21 protein-coding genes are annotated in these 18,178 nt (G+C 74.0%); 12 read left to right on the forward strand and 9 right to left on the reverse strand.

The features are described from left to right. Positions 1–4 precede the first annotated feature (4 nt). Together RVR_RS18430 and RVR_RS18435 are read right to left on the reverse strand one after the other, a co-directional pair. A complete protein-coding gene (locus RVR_RS18430; protein ID WP_202238758.1) occupies positions 5–2,182 on the reverse strand; it encodes a tetratricopeptide repeat protein in 2,178 nt (725 codons plus the stop codon). An 82-nt stretch (positions 2,183–2,264) separates the two neighbouring features. Continuing rightward, positions 2,265–2,693: a hypothetical protein gene (locus RVR_RS18435; RefSeq protein WP_202234893.1), complete on the reverse strand. Its 429-nt coding sequence runs from the start codon at positions 2,691–2,693 to the stop codon at positions 2,265–2,267. Positions 2,694–2,921: 228 nt separating this feature from the next. Here RVR_RS18435 and RVR_RS18440 point away from each other — a divergent pair, with 228 nt between their 5' ends. After that, on the forward strand, positions 2,922–3,191 hold the full coding sequence (locus tag RVR_RS18440) for a hypothetical protein (protein ID WP_202234894.1): 270 nt from the start codon (positions 2,922–2,924) through the stop codon (positions 3,189–3,191). After that, positions 3,184–3,795, forward strand: a complete 612-nt coding sequence (locus RVR_RS18445; RefSeq protein ID WP_202234895.1) for a DUF6879 family protein — start codon at positions 3,184–3,186, stop codon at positions 3,793–3,795. Before RVR_RS18440 ends, RVR_RS18445 begins: the two co-directional genes overlap by 8 nt. A gap of 25 nt (positions 3,796–3,820) precedes the next feature. On the opposite strand, the gene RVR_RS18450 is transcribed toward RVR_RS18445, so the two are convergent. Then, positions 3,821–4,669, reverse strand: a complete 849-nt coding sequence (locus tag RVR_RS18450) for a LysR family transcriptional regulator (protein ID WP_202234896.1) — start codon at positions 4,667–4,669, stop codon at positions 3,821–3,823. 133 nt (positions 4,670–4,802) lie between these two features. Between RVR_RS18450 and RVR_RS18455 the strand changes: the two genes are divergently transcribed. The 3 genes from RVR_RS18455 (at position 4,803) to RVR_RS18465 (ending at position 8,094) form a co-directional block, all read left to right on the forward strand. Then, positions 4,803–5,588, forward strand: a complete 786-nt coding sequence (locus tag RVR_RS18455; protein WP_202234897.1) for an SDR family oxidoreductase — start codon at positions 4,803–4,805, stop codon at positions 5,586–5,588. A gap of 194 nt (positions 5,589–5,782) precedes the next feature. Next, complete coding sequence (locus tag RVR_RS18460; RefSeq protein ID WP_237404829.1) at positions 5,783–6,727, forward strand: class I SAM-dependent methyltransferase; 945 nt, start codon at positions 5,783–5,785, stop codon at positions 6,725–6,727. Positions 6,728–6,894: 167 nt separating this feature from the next. Continuing rightward, positions 6,895–8,094 carry an eCIS core domain-containing protein gene (locus tag RVR_RS18465; protein WP_237404830.1) on the forward strand — a complete coding sequence of 400 codons (1,200 nt, stop codon included), beginning with the start codon at positions 6,895–6,897 and terminating at the stop codon, positions 8,092–8,094. A 48-nt stretch (positions 8,095–8,142) separates the two neighbouring features. Here RVR_RS18465 and RVR_RS18470 read toward each other — a convergent pair whose 3' ends face one another. The 3 genes from RVR_RS18470 to RVR_RS18480 all read right to left on the reverse strand — a co-directional run bounded on the left by RVR_RS18470 (position 8,143) and on the right by RVR_RS18480 (position 9,498). After that, entirely contained in the window at positions 8,143–8,343 is a 201-nt protein-coding gene (locus RVR_RS18470) for a DUF397 domain-containing protein (protein WP_202234899.1), read from the reverse strand. A gap of 118 nt (positions 8,344–8,461) precedes the next feature. Beyond that, positions 8,462–8,683, reverse strand: coding sequence for a DUF397 domain-containing protein (locus RVR_RS18475; RefSeq protein ID WP_202234900.1), 222 nt, complete (start codon positions 8,681–8,683; stop codon positions 8,462–8,464). Then, positions 8,659–9,498 carry a helix-turn-helix domain-containing protein gene (locus RVR_RS18480; protein ID WP_202234901.1) on the reverse strand — a complete coding sequence of 280 codons (840 nt, stop codon included), beginning with the start codon at positions 9,496–9,498 and terminating at the stop codon, positions 8,659–8,661. The genes RVR_RS18475 and RVR_RS18480 overlap by 25 nt, the downstream gene beginning before the upstream one ends. Before the next feature lie 222 nt (positions 9,499–9,720). On the opposite strand from RVR_RS18480, the gene RVR_RS18485 reads away from it, so the two are divergent. The 4 genes from RVR_RS18485 to RVR_RS18500 all read left to right on the forward strand — a co-directional run bounded on the left by RVR_RS18485 (position 9,721) and on the right by RVR_RS18500 (position 12,126). After that, the gene (locus tag RVR_RS18485) at positions 9,721–9,945 is read left to right on the forward strand and encodes a hypothetical protein (protein WP_202234902.1); all 225 of its coding nucleotides are present in this window, start codon (positions 9,721–9,723) and stop codon (positions 9,943–9,945) included. A gap of 209 nt (positions 9,946–10,154) precedes the next feature. Further along, positions 10,155–10,556 carry a hypothetical protein gene (locus RVR_RS18490; protein WP_202234903.1) on the forward strand — a complete coding sequence of 134 codons (402 nt, stop codon included), beginning with the start codon at positions 10,155–10,157 and terminating at the stop codon, positions 10,554–10,556. A gap of 76 nt (positions 10,557–10,632) precedes the next feature. Then, the gene (locus RVR_RS18495) at positions 10,633–11,139 is read left to right on the forward strand and encodes a DUF6907 domain-containing protein (protein WP_202234904.1); all 507 of its coding nucleotides are present in this window, start codon (positions 10,633–10,635) and stop codon (positions 11,137–11,139) included. A 162-nt stretch (positions 11,140–11,301) separates the two neighbouring features. Next, positions 11,302–12,126: a DUF6585 family protein gene (locus RVR_RS18500; RefSeq protein WP_202234905.1), complete on the forward strand. Its 825-nt coding sequence runs from the start codon at positions 11,302–11,304 to the stop codon at positions 12,124–12,126. 149 nt (positions 12,127–12,275) lie between these two features. Here RVR_RS18500 and RVR_RS18505 read toward each other — a convergent pair whose 3' ends face one another. After that, positions 12,276–13,205 carry a helix-turn-helix domain-containing protein gene (locus RVR_RS18505; RefSeq protein WP_202234906.1) on the reverse strand — a complete coding sequence of 310 codons (930 nt, stop codon included), beginning with the start codon at positions 13,203–13,205 and terminating at the stop codon, positions 12,276–12,278. 251 nt (positions 13,206–13,456) lie between these two features. On the opposite strand from RVR_RS18505, the gene RVR_RS18510 reads away from it, so the two are divergent. Then, on the forward strand, positions 13,457–14,491 hold the full coding sequence (locus tag RVR_RS18510) for an NAD-dependent epimerase/dehydratase family protein (protein ID WP_202234907.1): 1,035 nt from the start codon (positions 13,457–13,459) through the stop codon (positions 14,489–14,491). Between the two features lie 215 nt (positions 14,492–14,706). Next, on the forward strand, positions 14,707–15,255 hold the full coding sequence (locus tag RVR_RS18515) for a GNAT family N-acetyltransferase (RefSeq protein WP_202234908.1): 549 nt from the start codon (positions 14,707–14,709) through the stop codon (positions 15,253–15,255). Positions 15,256–15,443: 188 nt separating this feature from the next. Here the strand turns inward: RVR_RS18515 and RVR_RS18520 are convergent, their stop codons facing one another. After that, complete coding sequence (locus RVR_RS18520; RefSeq protein ID WP_202234909.1) at positions 15,444–15,899, reverse strand: pyridoxamine 5'-phosphate oxidase family protein; 456 nt, start codon at positions 15,897–15,899, stop codon at positions 15,444–15,446. 156 nt (positions 15,900–16,055) lie between these two features. Continuing rightward, on the reverse strand, positions 16,056–16,628 hold the full coding sequence (locus RVR_RS18525; RefSeq protein WP_202234910.1) for a TetR/AcrR family transcriptional regulator: 573 nt from the start codon (positions 16,626–16,628) through the stop codon (positions 16,056–16,058). 130 nt (positions 16,629–16,758) lie between these two features. Here RVR_RS18525 and RVR_RS18530 point away from each other — a divergent pair, with 130 nt between their 5' ends. Then, positions 16,759–18,135, forward strand: a complete 1,377-nt coding sequence (locus RVR_RS18530) for a PP2C family protein-serine/threonine phosphatase (protein ID WP_237404831.1) — start codon at positions 16,759–16,761, stop codon at positions 18,133–18,135. Positions 18,136–18,178: the final 43 nt, after the last annotated feature.

Here is an 18,178-nt window from a genome sequence, read left to right on the forward strand (position 1 = left end):
CACCTCAGCCCGGAGGTACGGGCGGCGGCTGCCAGGTGCCGTCGCTCATCGCTTCGAGCAGGGCCCGGCTCACCCTCGTGAAGTGGTGGTCGCCGCCGAGGTTCTGCTCCCGGCGGGCGGTGACGTCGGTCATGATCGCCACGCCCGTCTCGCGGTCGCCGAGCGCGGCCGCGGTCTGGGCGCGTAGCTGGCGCGCGGACAGCACCGTCGGGTGGTCGGCGCCGAAACGCTGCTCGTACGCCTCGATGACCTGTCGGATCTCCTCGTCGGCGCCGGTGGGGCGGCCCAGGACGAACAGGGCCCGAGCGTGGTTGTGCCGCGCGGCGAGGGTGACGGTGTGCTCCGGGCCGAGGTGGCGGACGCAGTCCCCGGCCAGTTCCAGCAGCGGGCCGCCCTCTTCGGCGGCGAGTTCGGACGCGGTCAGCAGCGTCAGCATGCTGGCGCGTGAGCGGAGCGTCGATGGGTGCGCGGGGCCGAGCACCAGGTCGCGATCGGCGACGGTCGACCGGAGCAGGCTGATCGCCTGCTCGCGCTTGCCGTGGTTGCCGAGCACGAGTTGCAGCGCGTGGCGGGAGTCCAGGGTGTCGGGGTCGCGGTCGCCGAACAGCCGTCGCTGGGTGGCGCGGGTGCGGCGCAGCAGGTCTTCCGCCTCGTCGTACCGGCCGAGCCTGAACAGGGAGCGCCCGGTTCGGGAGCGCGCGGCGAGCACAGCGCGGTGGTCGGGCCCGAGTGCGCGCTCGGCCAGGGCCGCCGCGGCGCCCGCGGTCTCCCAGGCGGACAGGTAGTCGCCGGTGCGGTGCAGGGCGACCGCAAGCCGGGTGGCCACCGCGAGGACGTACGCGGTAGTGGCCGCTTCCCCCGCGCATGACCGCCGTAGGAGTGCCAGCAGGTGTGGTGCCAGCAGCCGCAACCGCGGGTCGTACGGCCCTGCGTCCGGCTGTGCGGGCACGCTCGCGTCCAGCAGGCGGACGGCGGTCGCGTCGAGCACGGGTGCGTCCTGAACCGGCGTCGCCGCGGTGACGCTGTCGAGCAGCACGCCGTGGCACTGCACGCACCGCACCCCGAGATCGACGAGCTGGCCGAGCGAGTGGTCCAGGAGCGCCGTCAGCGCGGCCTCGGCGCGGGCCGGCGGCAGGACCGCCCCGACCTCCCGACGGTTGAGCACGGACACCGGCAGAGGTTCGGCGGCCAGCCGGGCCAGCAGCCGCAACAGGCCCACCGCCTCCGGCAGTCCGTGTGCCTCGAAGGAGTCGAGGGTGAGCTGCCAGGTCCGGCCGACGAGGTGGCGGGGATCGTCGCCGGTCAAGCCGTCAGCTCCCTGGTCGATGAGGTCCACACGCTGGTCCTCCTCAAGATGGCGGCCGTAGGTGTCCAACGTCCAGGGATCGATGACCTGCTGTGCGAGGAAGCCACCCGCGAGGGTGAGAGCGAGCGGCAGGCGCCCCAGTCGCTCCGCGATCCGCGTCGCCTGCTCCAGTGTGCCGCTGTGGGGGGCGAGATCGCAGAGCACCCGTGCGGCGTCCTCCGGCGGCAGCACGCCGATGTGCTGCAACTGCGCTCCTGGCCACCAACGGGCCGCGGCGCGGCGGGTGGTGACGACCACGATGCCGCCGGGACTGTCGCGCAACCAACTGCCGTCCCGCAGGATCGCCGGGTCGTCGGCGTTGTCGAGCACCAGCAGCCACGGCTCCGGGGTCCGGTCGAGGCGGTCCCAGACGAGGTCGGAGGCGGGCCGGTAGCCGTGGCGTGCCGCCTGGAGTTCGCCGTCGCCCGCGCCACGGTCCGCCGCGACCGCCAGCATGCCGGAGCGCAGGCTTGCCCTGTCCGCCGCGTTGACCCACAGGCCGACCCGGCCGAGTTCCCGGGTCGCGATCCGGAAGAGGTCGTGGGCCACGGCGGTCTTGCCGCAACCGCCCATGCCGTGCAGGACGTAGACGGCGCCGCCGCGGCCGGACCCGAGGGCCTCCCGAAGCCGGGTCAGTACCTCGGCGCGGTCGCGGAGCACCACCGGGACGCGGCCGATCGCCGGGCGGCGCACGGAATCCGGCCAACCCGAGCAGCCTGCGCCGGGAGAGCCGGCCCGGTCGCCGGCCGCTCCGGCGTCGTGGTGGTGGTGCTCGGTGATGAACTGGTCGCCCGAGGCCTGGTAGACCCTGCCGCTGTCCTCGGCGCGCCCGGCCATGCGGCTGCCCCGGCCGAGGGCCGTGTCACGGTCCCCCGGCCGGTTCGGGTCGCCCGGGCCCGGGCCGCCGGTCATGGCGTGGTCATCGCTCGGTGATGTGCTGGTCGCGTCCCGCCTGGTAGACCCGGCCGGAACCGGAGGCCGTGGCGTGCTGCGACGTCACCGGGGTCGCGGTGCCGGCCGGAACGGGTGAAGCGAACTCGGCGAGGAAGCCGCGCAGTTCTGCGGCGGCCTCGGGGCGCGCCACGACGAGGCGCCGGAAGGTGGCCTGCCACTGGGCCCGCAGTTCGGTCAGGACGCGGTCGCCGTCGGGGGAGGCGAGGAGTCCGGCGGCGGCGGCCTCCTGCTGGTCGGTCGTTAACTCCGCGCCCACCGCGGCGGCGTGGTCGGGTTGGAGCGTCTGCCACATGCGGAGGACGGCGCCGCGGACCCCCTGCCAGGCGTCCGTGGCCATCAAAGCGACCAGCGTGGTGCCGGCTTGCTGTGTGAGTGTCGTGATCTCCGGGTCCACTGCTCTCCTGATCGTGTCGTACGCGCACGTTCGAATATGTTCGAATGCTGTGCTTTCTCTCAGTAGGATCGCATAAATCACCGCTGGCGTAAGGCGATTCGGTTGTGTGTACGAAATGGCCTGTTTCTTTCGGGATCGGCCTCGCAACAATATTGCCCCTATGGGGCCGGTGCTACGGTGGCGGCGATAACGGAATGCGCAGGTCGAACTCGGTCGGAGGGGGCATCCGTGACCAGGCCGTGGGACGCGGACCCGGATACCGGTTTCAGGCGGCGACTGGGCAGGTCTCCCCAGGAGTTGGGGGTCACTTCCGACAGCCCCGACTGCCCTGACCTCTGGGAGCTGGACAACGGCGACATCGCCGTGATCGGCCGGGACCTGACCGGCTCGCTGGGCAAGCGCCTGCCGGAAGGCGTCTCGTTGGGGACCGACGAGCGCCTGGTGGTGATCCCGCGGAGCATGCTCGTCGCCGCGAAACAGGACATCCCAGATGTTTGATTCCTTCGCCACCGCGCGACCCGAGCGGCTCGACCGCCCCGCGTATCACGAGGAGTTCTTCCGGATCTTTTCCAGCGGAATCCGGTACATGAACAAATTGGAGCGCGGGCAGCACTTCAAAGAGCGGGGATTCGCCAGCTGGGAGGCGTTCGCCGCCGGTGAATGGGACGCCGCGATCGAGCTGATCGAGGAGCGGCGCGGCGGCTACGCGCAGCAGATGCGGGATGCGGGACGCCTAGGTGTGTTCCAGCGGCGGTTACGGGTGGTGGAATTCCCGCTGACGCCTTACGTGCAGTGGGAGCTGCACGTCCTGCGCGTGCGCACGCAGGAGGGAGACGCCGTCCGGGTCCTGGATGCCCGCACTGTCGCCGACATCGAGAAGCAGCACCCGGTGCCCGAAGTGGTCGTCCTTGGCGACGTGGTCATGTTCGAGGTGAAGTACGACGCGGACGGCAACGCGGACGGCGCGAACCGCTTCACCGACCCCGCCCTCATCGCGGAGACCTCCGCCGGTTTCGACGCTCTGTACGCCGGCGCGGAGGAGTACGAAGCGTTCTTCGCCCGCGAGGTGGCGCCCCTGCCCCCACCGTCGACGACCCCGTAGCGTCCGCGGGGGTTCGGGGCAGCCCTTAGAGGCGGGTGGCGGTGTGGACGAGGGTGGCCAGGGGGCGGGAGCGGGTGTGCGGGGGCCAGGCGATGACCGTCGTCACCGTGGGGGCGTCGGTGACGGGGACCGCGGTCAGGCCGTCGTGCAGGCTCGCCCGGCAGGACTCGGGCAGCACCGCCGCGGCCCGCCCGAGGGAGATGAGCTGGAGCAACTGGGTGTGGTCGCGCACCTGGGGACCGGGCCCCTCGGGATACGTCCCGTCCAGCCGCGGCCACCGCGGCAGCGGCAGGTCCGGCAGCGCGGCCACGTCCGCCAGGCGCAGCCGGTCCCGGGCGGCGAGCGGATGCCCCGACGGCAGGACCACGACCTGCTCCTCCGACCGCAGCTCCTCCGTGTCCAGCCCGGCCGTCGAGTCGAACGGCAGGTGCAGCAGCCCCACGTCCGCCCGCCCGTCGCGCAGCAGCCGCTCCTGCGCGCCCGGCCCGCACAGCACCACCTCGACCGGTACCGCGTCGGGCTCGGCCGCGTAGGCGTCCAGCAGCTTCGCCAGCAGCTCGTTGGCCGCCCCGGCCTTCGTGACCAGGACGATGCCCGCGCTGCCGTTCACCGCCAGGGCCGCGCGCCGCGCCCGCCGGTCGGCCGCGTCCACCGCGTCGAGCGCCGCCCGCCCCTCCCGCAGCAGCACCGCGCCCACCTCGGTCAGCGCGACCCCGCGGCTGGTCCGCTCCAGCAGCGCCGCGCCGAGCCGCCGCTCCATCTGCCGGATCGCCCGGGACAGCGGCGGCTGCGCGATCCCGAGCCGCTGCGCCGCCCGCCCGAAGTGCAGTTCCTCCGCGACGGCGACGAAGTACCGCAGCTCCCGCGTCTCCATCCCGCCAAGGTACCCGACCCCTGTCCGCCCCAGGACCGTAAGACCGCGATGAGCTGGGCGGATACCCCACGGGTATCGGCGCCCACCGACATGGTCCTGGCCCCCGCCCGCCACCCCGCAGCACGCTGGGGCCATGACCGCAGACCAGAACCCGAACGAGCAGACGCACGCGCACACGACGGCGGGGACCGCCGCCGACGGGAGGACGATCGCGCTGGTGACCGGCGCGAACAAGGGCATCGGCTACGAGATCGCGGTCGGCCTCGGCGCCCTCGGCTGGAGCGTCGGCGTCGGCGCCCGGGACGACGGGCGTCGGGAGGCCGCCGTCCGCAGGCTCACGGAAGACGGCGTGGACGCGTTCGGCGTCCCCCTCGACGTGACCGACGACGCGAGCGTGGCCGCCGCCGCCCGCCTGATCGAGGAGCGCGCAGGCCGCCTCGACGTCCTCGTCAACAACGCCGGCGTCACCGGCGCCGCGCCCCAGGAACCCACCCGCGTCGCGCTCGACACCGTGCGGACGGCGGTGGAGACGAACGTCATCGGCGTCATCCGCGTCACCAACGCGCTGCTCCCGCTGCTGCGCCGCTCGGCGTCGCCGCGGATCGTCAACATGTCCAGCACCGTCGGCTCGCTGACCCGCCAGACCACGCCCGGCGCCGAGACCGGCCCGATCTCCGCGGCCTACGCGGCCTCGAAGACGTTCCTCAACGCCGTCACCGTGCAGTACGCCAAGGAACTGCGCGACACGGGCATCCTGATCAACGCCGGCTGCCCGGGCTACTGCGCGACCGACCTCAACGGCTTCCGCGGCGTCCGCACCCCGCAGCAGGGCGCGGCGGTCGCGATCCGCCTCGCGTCGCTGCCCGACGGCGGCCCGACCGGGGCGTTCTACGACGACGAGGGCGTGGTGCCCTGGTAGCGGCAGCCGGTCTTCCGGGGCCCCGTACGGTGCCGGGGCGCCCTGCCCGCGCGGGTGGGGCGCGACGGTGGCGTCGGTGGCGCTGCCGGTGACCGGGTGCGCCTCGCCCCCGCGGGTGGGGCGCCCCCGGCCGCCCGCGAAACCCCGCGCAACCCCGTGAAACCCCGCGCGCCGGCGGCGCGGCCCGTGCCAGGATGCTCCGCGTGTCCGATCGCGCGCGCAGCTTCGGGGCGAGGGCGGAGGCGTACGAACGCTTCCGCCCCGGCTACCCGGCCGAGTTGGTCGGCACCGTGGCCGCGTACGCGGGCCGCGCGCCGCGCACCGCGCTGGAGATCGGCGCCGGCACCGGCAAGGCCACCCGCCTGTTCGCCGCCCACGGCGTCGCGGTCACCGCGACCGAACCCGACGGCGCCATGCTCGCCGAGCTGCGCCGCCGCGTCCCGCCCCACGTCCGCACCGTGCAGGCCGCGTTCGAGGACCTGGCGGGGCCCCGGGACCTGCCCGACCCGCGGCCGGACGCCGGTGGGCAAGGCGCCGAGGGGAGCGGCGAGGGCGGCGAAGGCGCGGGCGGGACCGGCGACGGCGGTGACGGTGGCGAAGGCGCGGGCGGGACCGGTGACGGCGGGGGAGCCGTCGCCTTGACGACCTACGACCTGGTCTACGCGGCCGCCGCCCTGCACTGGACCTCCCCGCACGGACGTTGGGCGCGCGTCGCCGCCCTCCTCCGCCCCGGCGGCGTCTTCGCGTGCTTCGGCGGCCCCGTCCGCCTTGCCGACTCCGCCGTCGAGGAGGCGGTCCGCACCGCACGCGCGCCCTTCCTCGACAGCGACGACGTCCCCTCGCCCGACGGCACGCCCCCGGACCACGCCCTCCAGTGGCCGGGCACCGAGCTGCGACGGTCCCCGTGGTTCACCGACGTCGAACAGACGGTGCTGCCCCGCCACGTGACGATGACCGCCGCCGACTACCTCGGCCACCTCTCCACGATCTCCGCCTACCTGCTGCTGCCCGCCCCCGAGCGGCGGTCGGCCTTCCGCGCGATCGCCCGCGTCCTGCCCGCGACGGTCGATCTCACCGCCGACATCCACACCCACCTCGCCCGCCGCGTCCCCACCCCCCACGACCGGCCCGGCGGGTAGCACGGCCCGTTGACCGCCGCCGGTCCACACACAAGGGGCCTGCCGCGGAGGGGATGTGAGCCCGCCGAAGTGTGCCCCCGTGTCCTCCCACGCTGCCCCGGCGCCGCTGGACGCACGGCGGACCGCCCCGGTAGAACGGGACGATCGGCTCGCCGGAGGAGGAGAAGGTGGCTGCTGCCAAGGACAGGGAGACCGGCCGCGCGGAGGGACGCGCGACCGCTCCCGGACGCCGCCCCGCCGCCGCTTCCGCGCCCGCCCCGTCGACGTCACCCGCCGGCGTCCTCCTCGGGTTGCAGCGCACCGCGGGCAACGCCGCCGTCGTCCAGATGCTCCGGGCCGGTGGCCGCCCGGCGGCCCGGGAGGACCACGAGCACGGCGCCGGGTGCGGCCACGGGACGCAGGCGGCCCCGGTGCAGCGCTCCGCCGTCCACTCCGTGCTGCGCGGGGCGGGGCAGCCGCTGGACACCGCCCTGCGCACCGAGATGGAGGCGCGGCTCGGCGCGGACTTCTCCAACGTCCGCGTCCACACCGACAGCGCCGCGCAGCAGTCCGCCGCCGAGTTGGGCGCCCGCGCCTACACCTCGGGCAGCCACGTGGTCATCGGGCCGGACGGCGGCGACAAGCACACCCTCGCGCACGAGTTGACCCACGTCATCCAGCAGCGCCAGGGCCAGGTCGCCGGGACGGACAACGGCCACGGCCTGCGGGTCAGCGACCCCTCCGACCGCTTCGAGCGCGAGGCCGAGGCCAACGCCCACCGGGTGATGGGCGGTCCGGTCCCCACCCGCGGTGACGACGCGGGCGGGACCGCGGCCGGCGGGCTCACCCCGACGGTCTCCCGCGCGATCCAGCGCGCGTACATCGGCCGCCACTACGTGCAGTACGGCGCCACGTCCAACGACGTGGGCACCTACATGCAGGCGGAGCTGCACCCCCGCTCCCTGGGCAAGGGCAGTTCCCCCCGGGTCAAACCCTCGTGGTGGCCGTCCTCGAAGACCACCACCGGCGCCTGGTTCGCCCGCAACATGGTGCAGGGGCACCTGCTCAACGAGAACCTGGGCGGCCCCGGGAACACCCTGACGAACCTGACCCCGCTCACCAAGACCGGGAACTCCAACCACCTCCACTACGCCGAGGCGAACGTGAAGAAGGAGGTCAAGAACGGCAACATCGTGGAGTACGAGGTGATCGCCCACTTCAACGGAGTGACGGGGGCGGAGCTGGGAGCGTCCGGCTCGGTGGCGGCCGACATCGACCAGAACTACCAGTACGTCATCCCGTCGCACCTCGAATGCAACATCCAGGTCTACGACCGCCAGGGCAACGAGCTCTACGGCGAGAGCTGGTACGTCCGCAACACGAAGTAGCCGGCCGACGGTGCGTGACATGCGGTCCGGTGGGACGACCCCGCCCCCCTACAGCGTGGGGAACTCGTCCGCGCGGACAGCCGAGACGAAGGAGTTCCAGGCGTCAGCGGTGAAGGTCAGCGCGGGGCCCTGCGGGTCCTTCGAGTCGCGGACGGGCACGATCCCGGTGTAGCCGTCGGCCACCTCGACACAGCTGTCCGGGTCAGACCCGTTGCTGTAGGACGACTTGCGCCAGGTGGAATTCGACATTTCACGTGCTCCTTTGACCAGTCAGGTGTCCATCGAGGGGACGGAGATGTGAAAATGAGTGTGGGGCGCAAGCGGCTGGATCGGACAGCCACTTGCGCCCCTTTGGCGCGAACCGGTCTCAGGCGGTCGGGAACTCGTTTCCCCGTACCGATGTGACGAAGGCGTTCCAGGCGTCAGCGGTGAAGGTCAGCGCGGGGCCCTGCGGGTCCTTGGAGTCGCGGACGGGCACGATCCCGGCGAAGCCGTCGGCCACCTCGATGCAGCTGTTGGGGTCCGGGCCGTCGCTGTAGGACGACTTGCGCCAGGCGGCCTTGCTCAGGTCTGGGGCGGAACGGGACATGAGGGGTGCTCCTCCAATTTGGCTCGCAGTAGCTCGAGGGACTCGGAGGGCGACAGGGCGGAGTCCCTGAGCTGATCGTAGAACAACGCGAGCTGCTCCACGTCTTCGATCTCCTCGACGAGTTGGCCACTCCAACTGTTCTCCACGTAGGCCACGTTCTGCCCGCTCGGGAGCCAAAGAAGCTTGAGTACCGTGTTGGGGAGGGCGTGCATGCCCACGCGAAACGGCACGATCTGGAGCGAGATATTGGGCCGCTGCGCTGCCTCGATCAGGTGCTCCAACTGCTCCGCCCAGACACCGGGTTCGAGAGGGACCCTCTGGAGCACTGTCTCGTCGAGCAGAGCCCGGTAGTGGACCGGCTTGCTTCCCGCGAGCACAAGCTGCCGGTTCATACGCGCGACGACGCCTTCGGTCACTTGCTCGGCGGTCAGAGACCCTGCGGTGCGCAGCGTGGCATCCGCGTACGCCTTGGTCTGCAACAGCCCGGGGACCGCGCTTCCGTTGAACTCCTGGATCTTCGTGGCGTTCGCTTCCACCCCTGCGAAGTTGCCGTACCTGCTGCGCTTCGACTCCTCCTTGGCCAGCCGCCACAGGTTGGCCAGGTGCTTGCCCGTGCCGTACACCTTGTCCAGTGCCTGTGCGGCCTCCAGCGTGCCGAGGCGGCCGCCCGTCTCCAGGCGGTGGAGGTACGACTGCTCGTAGTTGCAGCGGTCGGCCAGTTCCACGAGGCTCCAGCCATGCATCCGGCGTTGCCGCGCGAGCTCTTCCGCGTACACCACCCGAGCTGAGATAATGCCTTCTGCGAAGCTACTCATCTGAAAAAAGAGCCCTTTCTCCTTGCTCTGACGTGGAGTCAATCCGCGCACTGCGCACGCAGTAGGCCCACGGATTGCGCACTTCCCGTCCGTCGACGGGCATGCCGTGGCTCACCGTGTAGTCGTCTATGTACGGCAACGGCTCACCTCTGCCGATCGTAGAGTGCGCACGGCATTCTTGTTCACGGAACGTCAGGAATCGATCACGGAGAGACCGAACACATGGTGTACCCGGAAGGCACATGGGTGGTGGACACGATGACGGGCGACCTCGGCGAGGTGCTGCGGCAGACCGGTGGACTGCTGTCCCTCCAGCGGCCCGGGCGGCGCGGACTGTGGTCGGCGGACCCCGGGAGCGTACGGCCGGCCAGCGAGCACGAGGTGCGGGCCGAGGCGTGGGCCGGGCCCGAGGCGGAAGAGCCGACGCGTGATCCGTACGGCCCCTGACGTCTCCCTTTGATCGCCCGCTCCGGCCGGGCCGAGTCCGGCAAGGTCCCCGTCTTCCCACCCCCGGGCGGGGCAGGACTCACGGTTTGGTCGCCGACGGCCGGAGCGGGTCTTCTCCTCCCGCGCACTACCGCGCACACCGGTGCGCAGTCCGCGCGGGAAGGACATGTGAACGTGAGCGAGAACGAGAGCGTGAGGAGGTGCGGGACATGCCCGTGCGGCGCGCGCAGCGCTTCATCTGCGGCCGGCGGACCCTGGTGCCGGACGCGTTGGTGCGGACGGTGCTGAGCCTGGCGGCGGACGACGCGTACGCGTACACCCGGGAGGACATGTTCGCGACGCTGGTGTGCACCATCGAGGTGCACAAGGGGCCGGTCCACTACGGTGCGGCGCTCAACCTGCGGGGACCGGAGGCCGGGACGCTGTGGGCGTTGTGGCGGGACGGCGGTGGGCCGAGCGCGGTGCTGGAGATACCGGACTGCCCAGCCGGACGCGAAGTGGACAGCCCGTGCAGCGAGTTCGAGGGCCACTCGGGCGGACACAGCTGGGAACTGGACGATCCGCCCCGGATCGCGACGGCGTTCCCGTTGCGGCGGCAGGCGTGGACGTAGCCGCGTGCCGTACGGCGCCGGCCGCCGAACGCTCCACCGCAGACCGTCGAACCGCCGCAGAGAGGGAACATCCCGCATGATCAGTTTTCCGCCCGCCCCCGCCGAGTTCCCGGAGTTACCCGGACCCGCGCGACGGTGGACCCTCACGGCTGCCGACGGGCGCACCCTCAGCGGCTACCTGCCGCCGTGGGCCGGCGACGACCCGAGCGAACACCACGTTCCCGTCGAGCAGTTGGCCGACCGGCTCGCCGACATCCACCACAGCGCCCGCTTCCCCGGGCAGGCCGTCGCCGTCTACACCGCGGCCGATCCGTCCGGGCGTCCTTCCGAGCAGCAGATCCTCTCCTGCACCATCGACTGCGCGCCCTACGCCCCACTCCCCGACCCCCGCGTCCCGGTAGCCAACGTCCATCTGTGCGAGGAGAGTTGGATCACCGACCTCGACCCCGACGGGCTCCTGCGCCTCGCCGACCTGCTCCGCGCCCAGGCCGACCGCCTGGACCGGGAGATCCGTCCCGCTCTGATCTCCGCTCGTGCCGACTGGGCCGCCCGTGCCCGCTCCGGTGCCGACGGCTCGCCCTGAGAGCGTGGGTGCGGCCCTGGTGAGCCCTCGGAGCGCGTGACGCGGGGACGGTCGGCGGCCGGGGCGAAGACGCCGGGCCCGGGCGGGAACCCGTCGGCGGGCGGGGCGCGTCACAGCCGGTGACACGGGGTAGTGGGGGGTGCGCGAGGGAGAAGAAGAGCCATGCCCGATCCGTCAACGGCCGCCTCGGCGAAGCAACTCGGCGCCCTGCGCACCACGTACCGGCCGGACCGGCGGCCGACGTGGTCGCAGCGGCCCGCCTCCGCGAAGGCGGCGGGCGTGATCGGTGGGGGCGCCGCCGTCGTCGCCGCGGTAGCCGCCGTCGTGGTGGCCACCGCGGCGGCACCCGTCGCGGGCGCGGCCCTGCTCGTCGTGCCGGCGGGCGCGGTCGCGCTCGGCGTCGCGGGCGGACGCGGCGGGCGACGTCGGCCGCGGGGCGGCGAACTGCACTTCTACGAGCACGGGTTGGTGAACGTCGGAGCCGGGAGGGCGGGCCCCGCCGCGGTCCGCTGGGACGAGGCGTCCGTCCTCCAGGACGTCGTCCGGCACACCCGCCACGGGTCGGTCACCCGCACGACGTACCTCTACACGCTCAGCGCCCCGGACGGCACGCGCACCGAGATCTCCGGGGTCGCCGGGGTCGCCGGGGTCGCCGGCGGCAGCGGCGGCACCGAGCGCCCGCAGGAGTGGGGGCGGGCGATCCAGGACCAGGTCATCGCCGCCCAACTCCCGGGCTGCACCGCCGCCTTGCAGCGCGGCGAGACGCTGGCCTTCGGCGACGTCAAGGTGAGCTGGGACGGCATCGTGGCGACGGGCGAACCGGTCGCCTGGTCCCGGTTGCAGGAGATCCGGGTGAAGGACGGCCTGGTGCACCTGCGGGTGGGCGGCAAGTGGCGGGCGCTGACCGGCACGGCCGTCGCCCGCATCCCCAACCACTGCGTCTTCCTCGCCCTCGCCGAGCGGATGCGGGCCGCGGCCCGGTCCTGACGCCAACCTGCCGCCCGTACGGGGTCCGGGCGGGGTCCGGACGAGGCCCGGACAGGGGCCGTACCCCGCCCCGACGCCGCCCGCCCCGACGCCGCCCGGCCCGGACGCGGCCGGGGGACGGGCGCTGCGCGGACGGCGGCGGCGCCGGGTCAGGGCGTCTCGGACCCGGCCGGCGCGGCCTCCCCGCCGGTTCCGTGCGCGGCGCCCGTCCCGTCCGGGCCGCCGTTCTCCCGCCGGTCGCCGTTCTCCCGCGGGTCGTCGGGCCGCAGCGACATCGACGCGAGCAGCCCGAGCTTCTCGGCGCTCTCGGTGCCCCGCTCGGCGTGGTAGATGACGAGCATGATCCCGTCTGTCCCGTTGACCAGCAGCTTCTCCCGGTCGAGGGTGATCGGCCCCACCTGGGGGTGGTCGAAGGTGAGGGAGGCGGTGGTGCGCCGGTTGCCGGCGTCGTGGCGGGCCCACAGCCGGCGGAAGTGCGGGCTGGACACCGACAGCTCGCCGACCAGCTCGATCACGCGCGGGTCGTCGGCGTCGGTGCCGACCGAGTTGCGGAAGCTCGCGACGAGGGCGGCGGTGGTGCGCTCCCAGTACGGGAACATCGCCGCCTCGGCCTCGTCGAGGAAGACGTCCCGCAGCCGGTTGCGGCCCACGGCCAGCCGGGGCGAGAAGGCCGTCGCCAGCGGGTTGGCGGCGAGCACGTCGAGGTAGCGGCCCTCGACGAAGGCCGGCAGGTCGAGTTCCCCCACCAGCCGCGCGGTGCTCGGCGGCACGGCCTCACGCCGCGGGCGCCGGTTCCTGCGGCGGGGCCGGTCGGCCGCGAGCCCGAGCAGGTAGCCGTCGTCGTCCAGCCGCAGCACCCGGGCGATGGCCTGGAGCACCTGGACCGACGGATTGCGGTCGCGGCCCTGTTCCAGGCGCAGGTAGTACTCCGCGCTGATGCCCGCGAGCATCGCGACCTCCTCCCGCCGCAGCCCCGGAACGCGCCGCTGCCCGAGCACCGGGATGCCGGCCTGCTCGGGGGTGACGAGTTCACGACGGGCGCGCAGGTACTCGCCCAGCAGGTTCGTCTCCTTGTCCACGGCTCCCAGCGTAGGGAGCCGGCGCCCGACGTGCCTGTTCCCGCGAGTACCAGTGTCGGGAGGGCACTGTTCCGCCTCCCCCGCGCGCCCGCACGCTGGCAGGGCGGTGATCGGGAGAGCATCGACCGAGGCCCGCGAGCGGGGTACGGGACTCCGGCACGGAACCGTACGGCGTTCTGCGCGCACCCGCGCGGCGGACCGTACGGACGTCGTCGGGTACCACCACAACCGATAGGACAGGAGAGCACGAGGTGTCTCAGCAACGCGTTCTGGTGACCGGGGGGTCCGGATTCATCGGCGGCCACGTCGTCCTGGCGGCACTCGCCCGGGGCTACCGGGTGCGGACCACCGTCCGCTCGCTGGCCCGCGAGGACGCCGTGCGCACCGCCCTGACCGGGGCCGGCATGACGGCCGGCGACCGCCTGGAGTTCGCCGCCGCCGACCTGACGCGCGACGACGGCTGGGCCGCGGCGCTCGACGGCGTCGACCACGTCGTCCACGTCGCCTCACCGGTGATGCCGGGGCACGTCGAGGACGAGCAGCAGCTCATCGTGCCCGCGCGCGAGGGCGCGCTGCGCGTGCTGCGGGCGGCCCGCGACGCCGGCGTGGGACGGGTGGTGCTCACCTCCGCCTTCCACGCGGTCGCGTGGGGGCACCCGCACGACGACCACGTGTTCACCGAGGACGACTGGACCGTCCTCGACGGCCCCGGCACCGACGCGTACGGGCGCAGCAAGACGCTCGCCGAACGCGCGGCCTGGGACTTCACGGCGGAGGGCGGCGGGGCGCCGGAGCTGGTCACGCTGCTCCCGGTCGCGGTGATGGGGCCGCTGCTGGGCGCGGAGATCTCCGGGGCCACCCGCGTGATCCAGCGCCTGCTGTCCGGGCAGGTGCCCGGGCTGCTGAACCTGTACTTCCCGGTGGTGGACGTGCGGGACGTCGCCGCGGCGCACCTCACCGCCGTGACCGCGCCCAAAGCGGCCGGGCAGCGGTTCCTGCTCGGCAGCGACCCGGCGCTGTCGATGGCCGGGATCGCGGACATCCTGCGTACCCGCCTCGGCGAGGCAGCGGCCCGGGTGCCGACGCAGGCCATCCCCGACGAGGCCGTGCACGCCGGGGCGGCGGAGAACCCCGCGCTGCGCGCCGCCGTCCAGGACCTCGGCTACGCCCGCCGCTTCTCCACCGCCCGCGCCCGCGACGTCCTGGGCTGGGACCCCCGCCCGAGCGCGGACGCGGTGGCCGCGGCCGGCCTGAGCCTGACGGAGAAGGGCCTGACCACGCCGTAGTCCGGTCCGCGCCGGCCCGGGCGGCCCTCGGGTTTCGCCCGGTCCGCCCGGTCCGCCCGGTCCGCCCGGCCGCCCGGTCCGCGGGGTTCCGGGCGACTCCCAGGGCCGGCCGCCCGACCGGCGTGTCCGGACGTTCGGCCCGTTCGGCCTGTCCGGCCCGGTGCGGGGGCGTTGTTCGGGAGCCGGTCCGGACCCACCTGTGCTTCCATGCCCGGATGAGCAGCGAGAACCCCCGGGGGCGGGACGGCGGGTCGGCGGGTCCCCGCGTCCGGCGCAGGGCCGACGGCGACGTCGAGACGTGCGTGCGGGTCCTCGCGGAGGTCCACCGCCGCGACGGGTACCCGGTGGACTGGCCCGACCGGCCCGGCGCGTGGCTGACCGGCGGCGCCGCGCTCGGCTCCTGGGTCGCCGAACTCGACGGCGCCGTCGTCGGCCACGTCGGCCTGTCGCGTGCCGGCGAGGGCGACCTCGCCCCGGGGCTGTGGAACGCCCGCCACGGGACGGCACGGGACACCGCCGCCGTGGTCGGCCGGCTGTTCGTCCACCCGGAGGCGAGGGGACGCCGGATCGGCGCCCTGCTGATCGGCCACGCGGTGGAGGAGTCCCGGCGGCACGGCCTGCACCCGGTGCTCGACGTGGTCGCGTCCGACACCGCCGCGGCGGCCCTGTACGAGCGGCTGGGCTGGGAGCTGATGGCCACCGCCGAGCAGCGGTGGGCCCGGGACCGGCGCGTGACCATCCGCTCCTACGCGGCGCCCGCGTGACCGGCGGGGGAGGGCCCTCAGGCGGACGGCGCCGACGGCGGTACCGCGGCGAGGCAGGCCGTGATCGCGTCGCGGTCGCGGGCGAGGTGGCGATGCGGGCGGTCGTCCGGTCGCGCTCGGTCCGCGGGGCGGCCGCGATCTCGGGGTTCGCGTCGGGATGTGGATGACGCGGGCTCGCCGGGGCCGGCTCAGCGGCGCCGGATCACCTCGACCGGGCGGCCGGGGCGCCAGAGCCGGATGACCAGTAGCTGTTCCTCCTGGTCGACGGAGGTGAACACGGCCTCGCGGAGGTCGAGCCGGAAGGCGTGGAAGTCGCCGGGCGGCTCCTTGCCGGTGGTCAGGGCCTGCTTCTCCGCGGGGTCGACGGCCTCCACGGCCACGCCCGCGATCTTCGCGTCGCCCTCCCCCGGGTGCGCGTGCACCGCGCACCGGCCGTCGCGCCGCAGGTCGAGCGCCTTCACCGCGCCGAGCATCGACCCGAAGGTCAACTCGTCCCCGACGAAGGCCACCTCGCTGCCGCTCACCCGCGGCGAGCCGTCCTTGCGGAGTGTCGCGAGCACATGCGTCTCGTGGGCCTCGAACCGCGCGCGCACCTCCGCGGCCAGGTCGGCCGCCTCCTCCTCGAACTGCCTCCAGGTCGCCATCCCCCCACCCTCGCACCCACCACCGACAGCGCGCCCCGGCGGCGGTCCTTCGGAGGCACGCCGGCCACCGTTCGGCGGCGGACCGGCGGCGTACCGGCGGCTTACCGGCGGCGGCCCCCGGCACCGGGCGGTCCCGGCCGCGCCCTCGCGAGGGCCCTACGCGCCCGCCGCGAAGGCCCTGAACGCCACCAGGGACTCGCCGATGACGTCGGCGAGTTCGCGCGGCTCCTCCCCCTCCTCGATCCAGCGTTCGAAGGAGACCCGGAAGACGCCGGTGCCCGCCTCGGCCGCGAGGCTCGCGGCCGGCTCCGGCACGCCGCGGCCCCGCAGGGTCCGCGCGAGGGCCGTGGAGAGCGAGGCGAGCTTGACCAGCTCGCGTTCCCGGAGGTCGCCGTGGGCGGAGACGATCGCGTACCGCCGGCGGGCGTGCGCGTACGCGCCGTGGAACATCTCGGCGGCCGCGGTCCGCAGGCCCGTGGCGACCGCGTCGAACGGCGCGGTGCCCTCCGGGGTGCCGGCGACCGCGCCGACGACGAGGTCCTGGAGGAGGGACGAGCCCGCGAACAGCACCTCGCGCTTGTCGGCGTAGTGCCGGAAGAAGGTCCGCTCGGTCAGCCCCGCCCGCTTGGCGATCTCGGCCACGGTGGTCTGCTCGTAGCCGCGCTCGTCGAACAGCTCCAGCGCCGCCTTCCCGAGGCGCCCGCGCGCGTTCGGCTCCCACCTGCCCATGAGCATGATCGTACGCGATCCGACGGGCGATGGCAGTGGCTGACGTCACCGATGACGGAAGGGGGATAAAACGGCGCATAGTTCACATAGATGCGGGTAGGGGGAGGAAGTGGGTAGGGACCGGTTGACCGTGGACCGCCTTCTGGCGCAGCCGTCGGGACGGAGCGGGCTGATCGTGCTGCCGTTCGCGCTGATCGTGGCGATCACCGCGACCGACCTGCTGCTCCCGCAGCGCATCGTCCTCGGTCCGCTGCTGGTGATCGCGCCCGCCATCACCGCGTCCCTGGCCGGTCCGTGGATGACCGCCCTGACCGGGGTGGCGGCCGTGGGGGCCGAGGTGGTCATCGGGCAGTTCCAGGGCGGCCTCGGCACCCCCAACCACATCGCGGACTTCGTCGCGCTGGTCGGCCTGTCCGTCCTCGCGGTGCTGGTGTGCATCGCCCGCGACCGGCGCAACCGCGCGTTGTGGCGGGCACGTTCGGTCGCCGAGACCACACAGCGGGTGCTGCTGCGGCCCCCGCCGCGGGTGGTCGGGCCGCAGCGGGTGGCGTGGCTGTACCTGACCGCCGAGGACGAGACGCAGATCGGCGGCGACCTGTTCGCCACCACCCGCGCCGCACACCCCTCGACCCGCGTGATCATCGGCGACGTCCGGGGCCACGGCCTGGCGTCCATCGGCGAGGCGTCCCTGGTGCTGGGCGCCTTCCGCGAGGCCGCCCACCGGTGCGCCAAACTGCCCGACGTGGTGGCCGCGGTGGACGACAGCGTCAGCCGGAACCTGGAGGAGGTCGCCGACGTCGAGCACGACGCCGGCGAGCACTTCGTCACCGCGCTCCTGCTCGACCTGCCCGACGACGGCACCACCGCGGAGATGGTCAACTGCGGCCACCCGCCGCCGTTGCTGGTGCACGGCGGCGAGGTCACGACCCTGCACGCACACCGGCCGGCGCCCCCGTTCGGTGTCACCGCGCCGCAGTCGGCCGACGTCCTGCCCACCGACACCTTCACCTTCGAGCCCGGCGACTTCCTCGTGCTCTACACCGACGGGTTCGTCGAGGCGCGTTCGCCGGACGGGGACTTCTACCCGCTCGCCGAGCGGATCGCGGACCTGCTCGCCGCCGAGCCGGACGTGCTCCTGAAGCACCTCCACGCCGACCTGCTCCGGCACACCGGGGGACGGCCCGCGGACGACGCGGCGCTGCTCGTCCTCCAGCGCACGGCCCTGCCGAGGGAGGAGGGGCGGCCCCCGGACGGGCGCGTGGACGAGGACGGGCCGATCGCAGGCGGGCCGATCGCGGGCGGGCCGGAGCGCGGCGGCGGGCCGGAGCGCGGCGGCCAGGAGAGCGGGGATCAGGGGCGGGCGGGGGACGCGGGCGGACGGGAGGGCCCGGACGGACCGCGGGCCGCGCCTCCGCCGGGGCCGCGGTCCGCGCGGCCCGATCGGTCGAAGCGCCCCGAGTGGCCCGCGCGCCCCGAGCCCCGGCCGCGGCACCGGCGCGCGGCCTGATCCCGATCCCGATCCCGATTCCGGCCGCGGTCCGTCCGTCCGC

Source organism: Streptomyces sp. SN-593 (assembly GCF_016756395.1).
Classification (GTDB): domain Bacteria; phylum Actinomycetota; class Actinomycetes; order Streptomycetales; family Streptomycetaceae; genus Actinacidiphila; species Actinacidiphila reveromycinica.

Bases quoted from the DNA above. Each gene is read 5' to 3' on its own strand.
- RVR_RS18515 (WP_202234908.1), top strand. From the start codon at position 14,707: ATGAGCAGCGAGAACCCCCGGGGGCGGGACGGCGGGTCGGCGGGTCCC.
- RVR_RS18495 (WP_202234904.1), top strand. From the start codon at position 10,633: ATGATCAGTTTTCCGCCCGCCCCCGCCGAGTTCCCGGAGTTACCCGGA.
- RVR_RS18500 (WP_202234905.1), top strand. From the start codon at position 11,302: ATGCCCGATCCGTCAACGGCCGCCTCGGCGAAGCAACTCGGCGCCCTG.
- RVR_RS18490 (WP_202234903.1), top strand. From the start codon at position 10,155: ATGCCCGTGCGGCGCGCGCAGCGCTTCATCTGCGGCCGGCGGACCCTG.
- RVR_RS18520 (WP_202234909.1), bottom strand. From the start codon at position 15,899: ATGGCGACCTGGAGGCAGTTCGAGGAGGAGGCGGCCGACCTGGCCGCG.
- RVR_RS18450 (WP_202234896.1), bottom strand. From the start codon at position 4,669: ATGGAGACGCGGGAGCTGCGGTACTTCGTCGCCGTCGCGGAGGAACTG.
- RVR_RS18460 (WP_237404829.1), top strand. From the start codon at position 5,783: ATGCTCCGCGTGTCCGATCGCGCGCGCAGCTTCGGGGCGAGGGCGGAG.
- RVR_RS18470 (WP_202234899.1), bottom strand. From the start codon at position 8,343: ATGTCGAATTCCACCTGGCGCAAGTCGTCCTACAGCAACGGGTCTGAC.
- RVR_RS18430 (WP_202238758.1), bottom strand. From the start codon at position 2,182: ATGGCCGGGCGCGCCGAGGACAGCGGCAGGGTCTACCAGGCCTCGGGC.
- RVR_RS18455 (WP_202234897.1), top strand. From the start codon at position 4,803: ATGACCGCAGACCAGAACCCGAACGAGCAGACGCACGCGCACACGACG.
- RVR_RS18445 (WP_202234895.1), top strand. From the start codon at position 3,184: ATGTTTGATTCCTTCGCCACCGCGCGACCCGAGCGGCTCGACCGCCCC.
- RVR_RS18485 (WP_202234902.1), top strand. From the start codon at position 9,721: ATGGTGTACCCGGAAGGCACATGGGTGGTGGACACGATGACGGGCGAC.
- RVR_RS18475 (WP_202234900.1), bottom strand. From the start codon at position 8,683: ATGTCCCGTTCCGCCCCAGACCTGAGCAAGGCCGCCTGGCGCAAGTCG.
- RVR_RS18480 (WP_202234901.1), bottom strand. From the start codon at position 9,498: ATGAGTAGCTTCGCAGAAGGCATTATCTCAGCTCGGGTGGTGTACGCG.
- RVR_RS18525 (WP_202234910.1), bottom strand. From the start codon at position 16,628: ATGGGCAGGTGGGAGCCGAACGCGCGCGGGCGCCTCGGGAAGGCGGCG.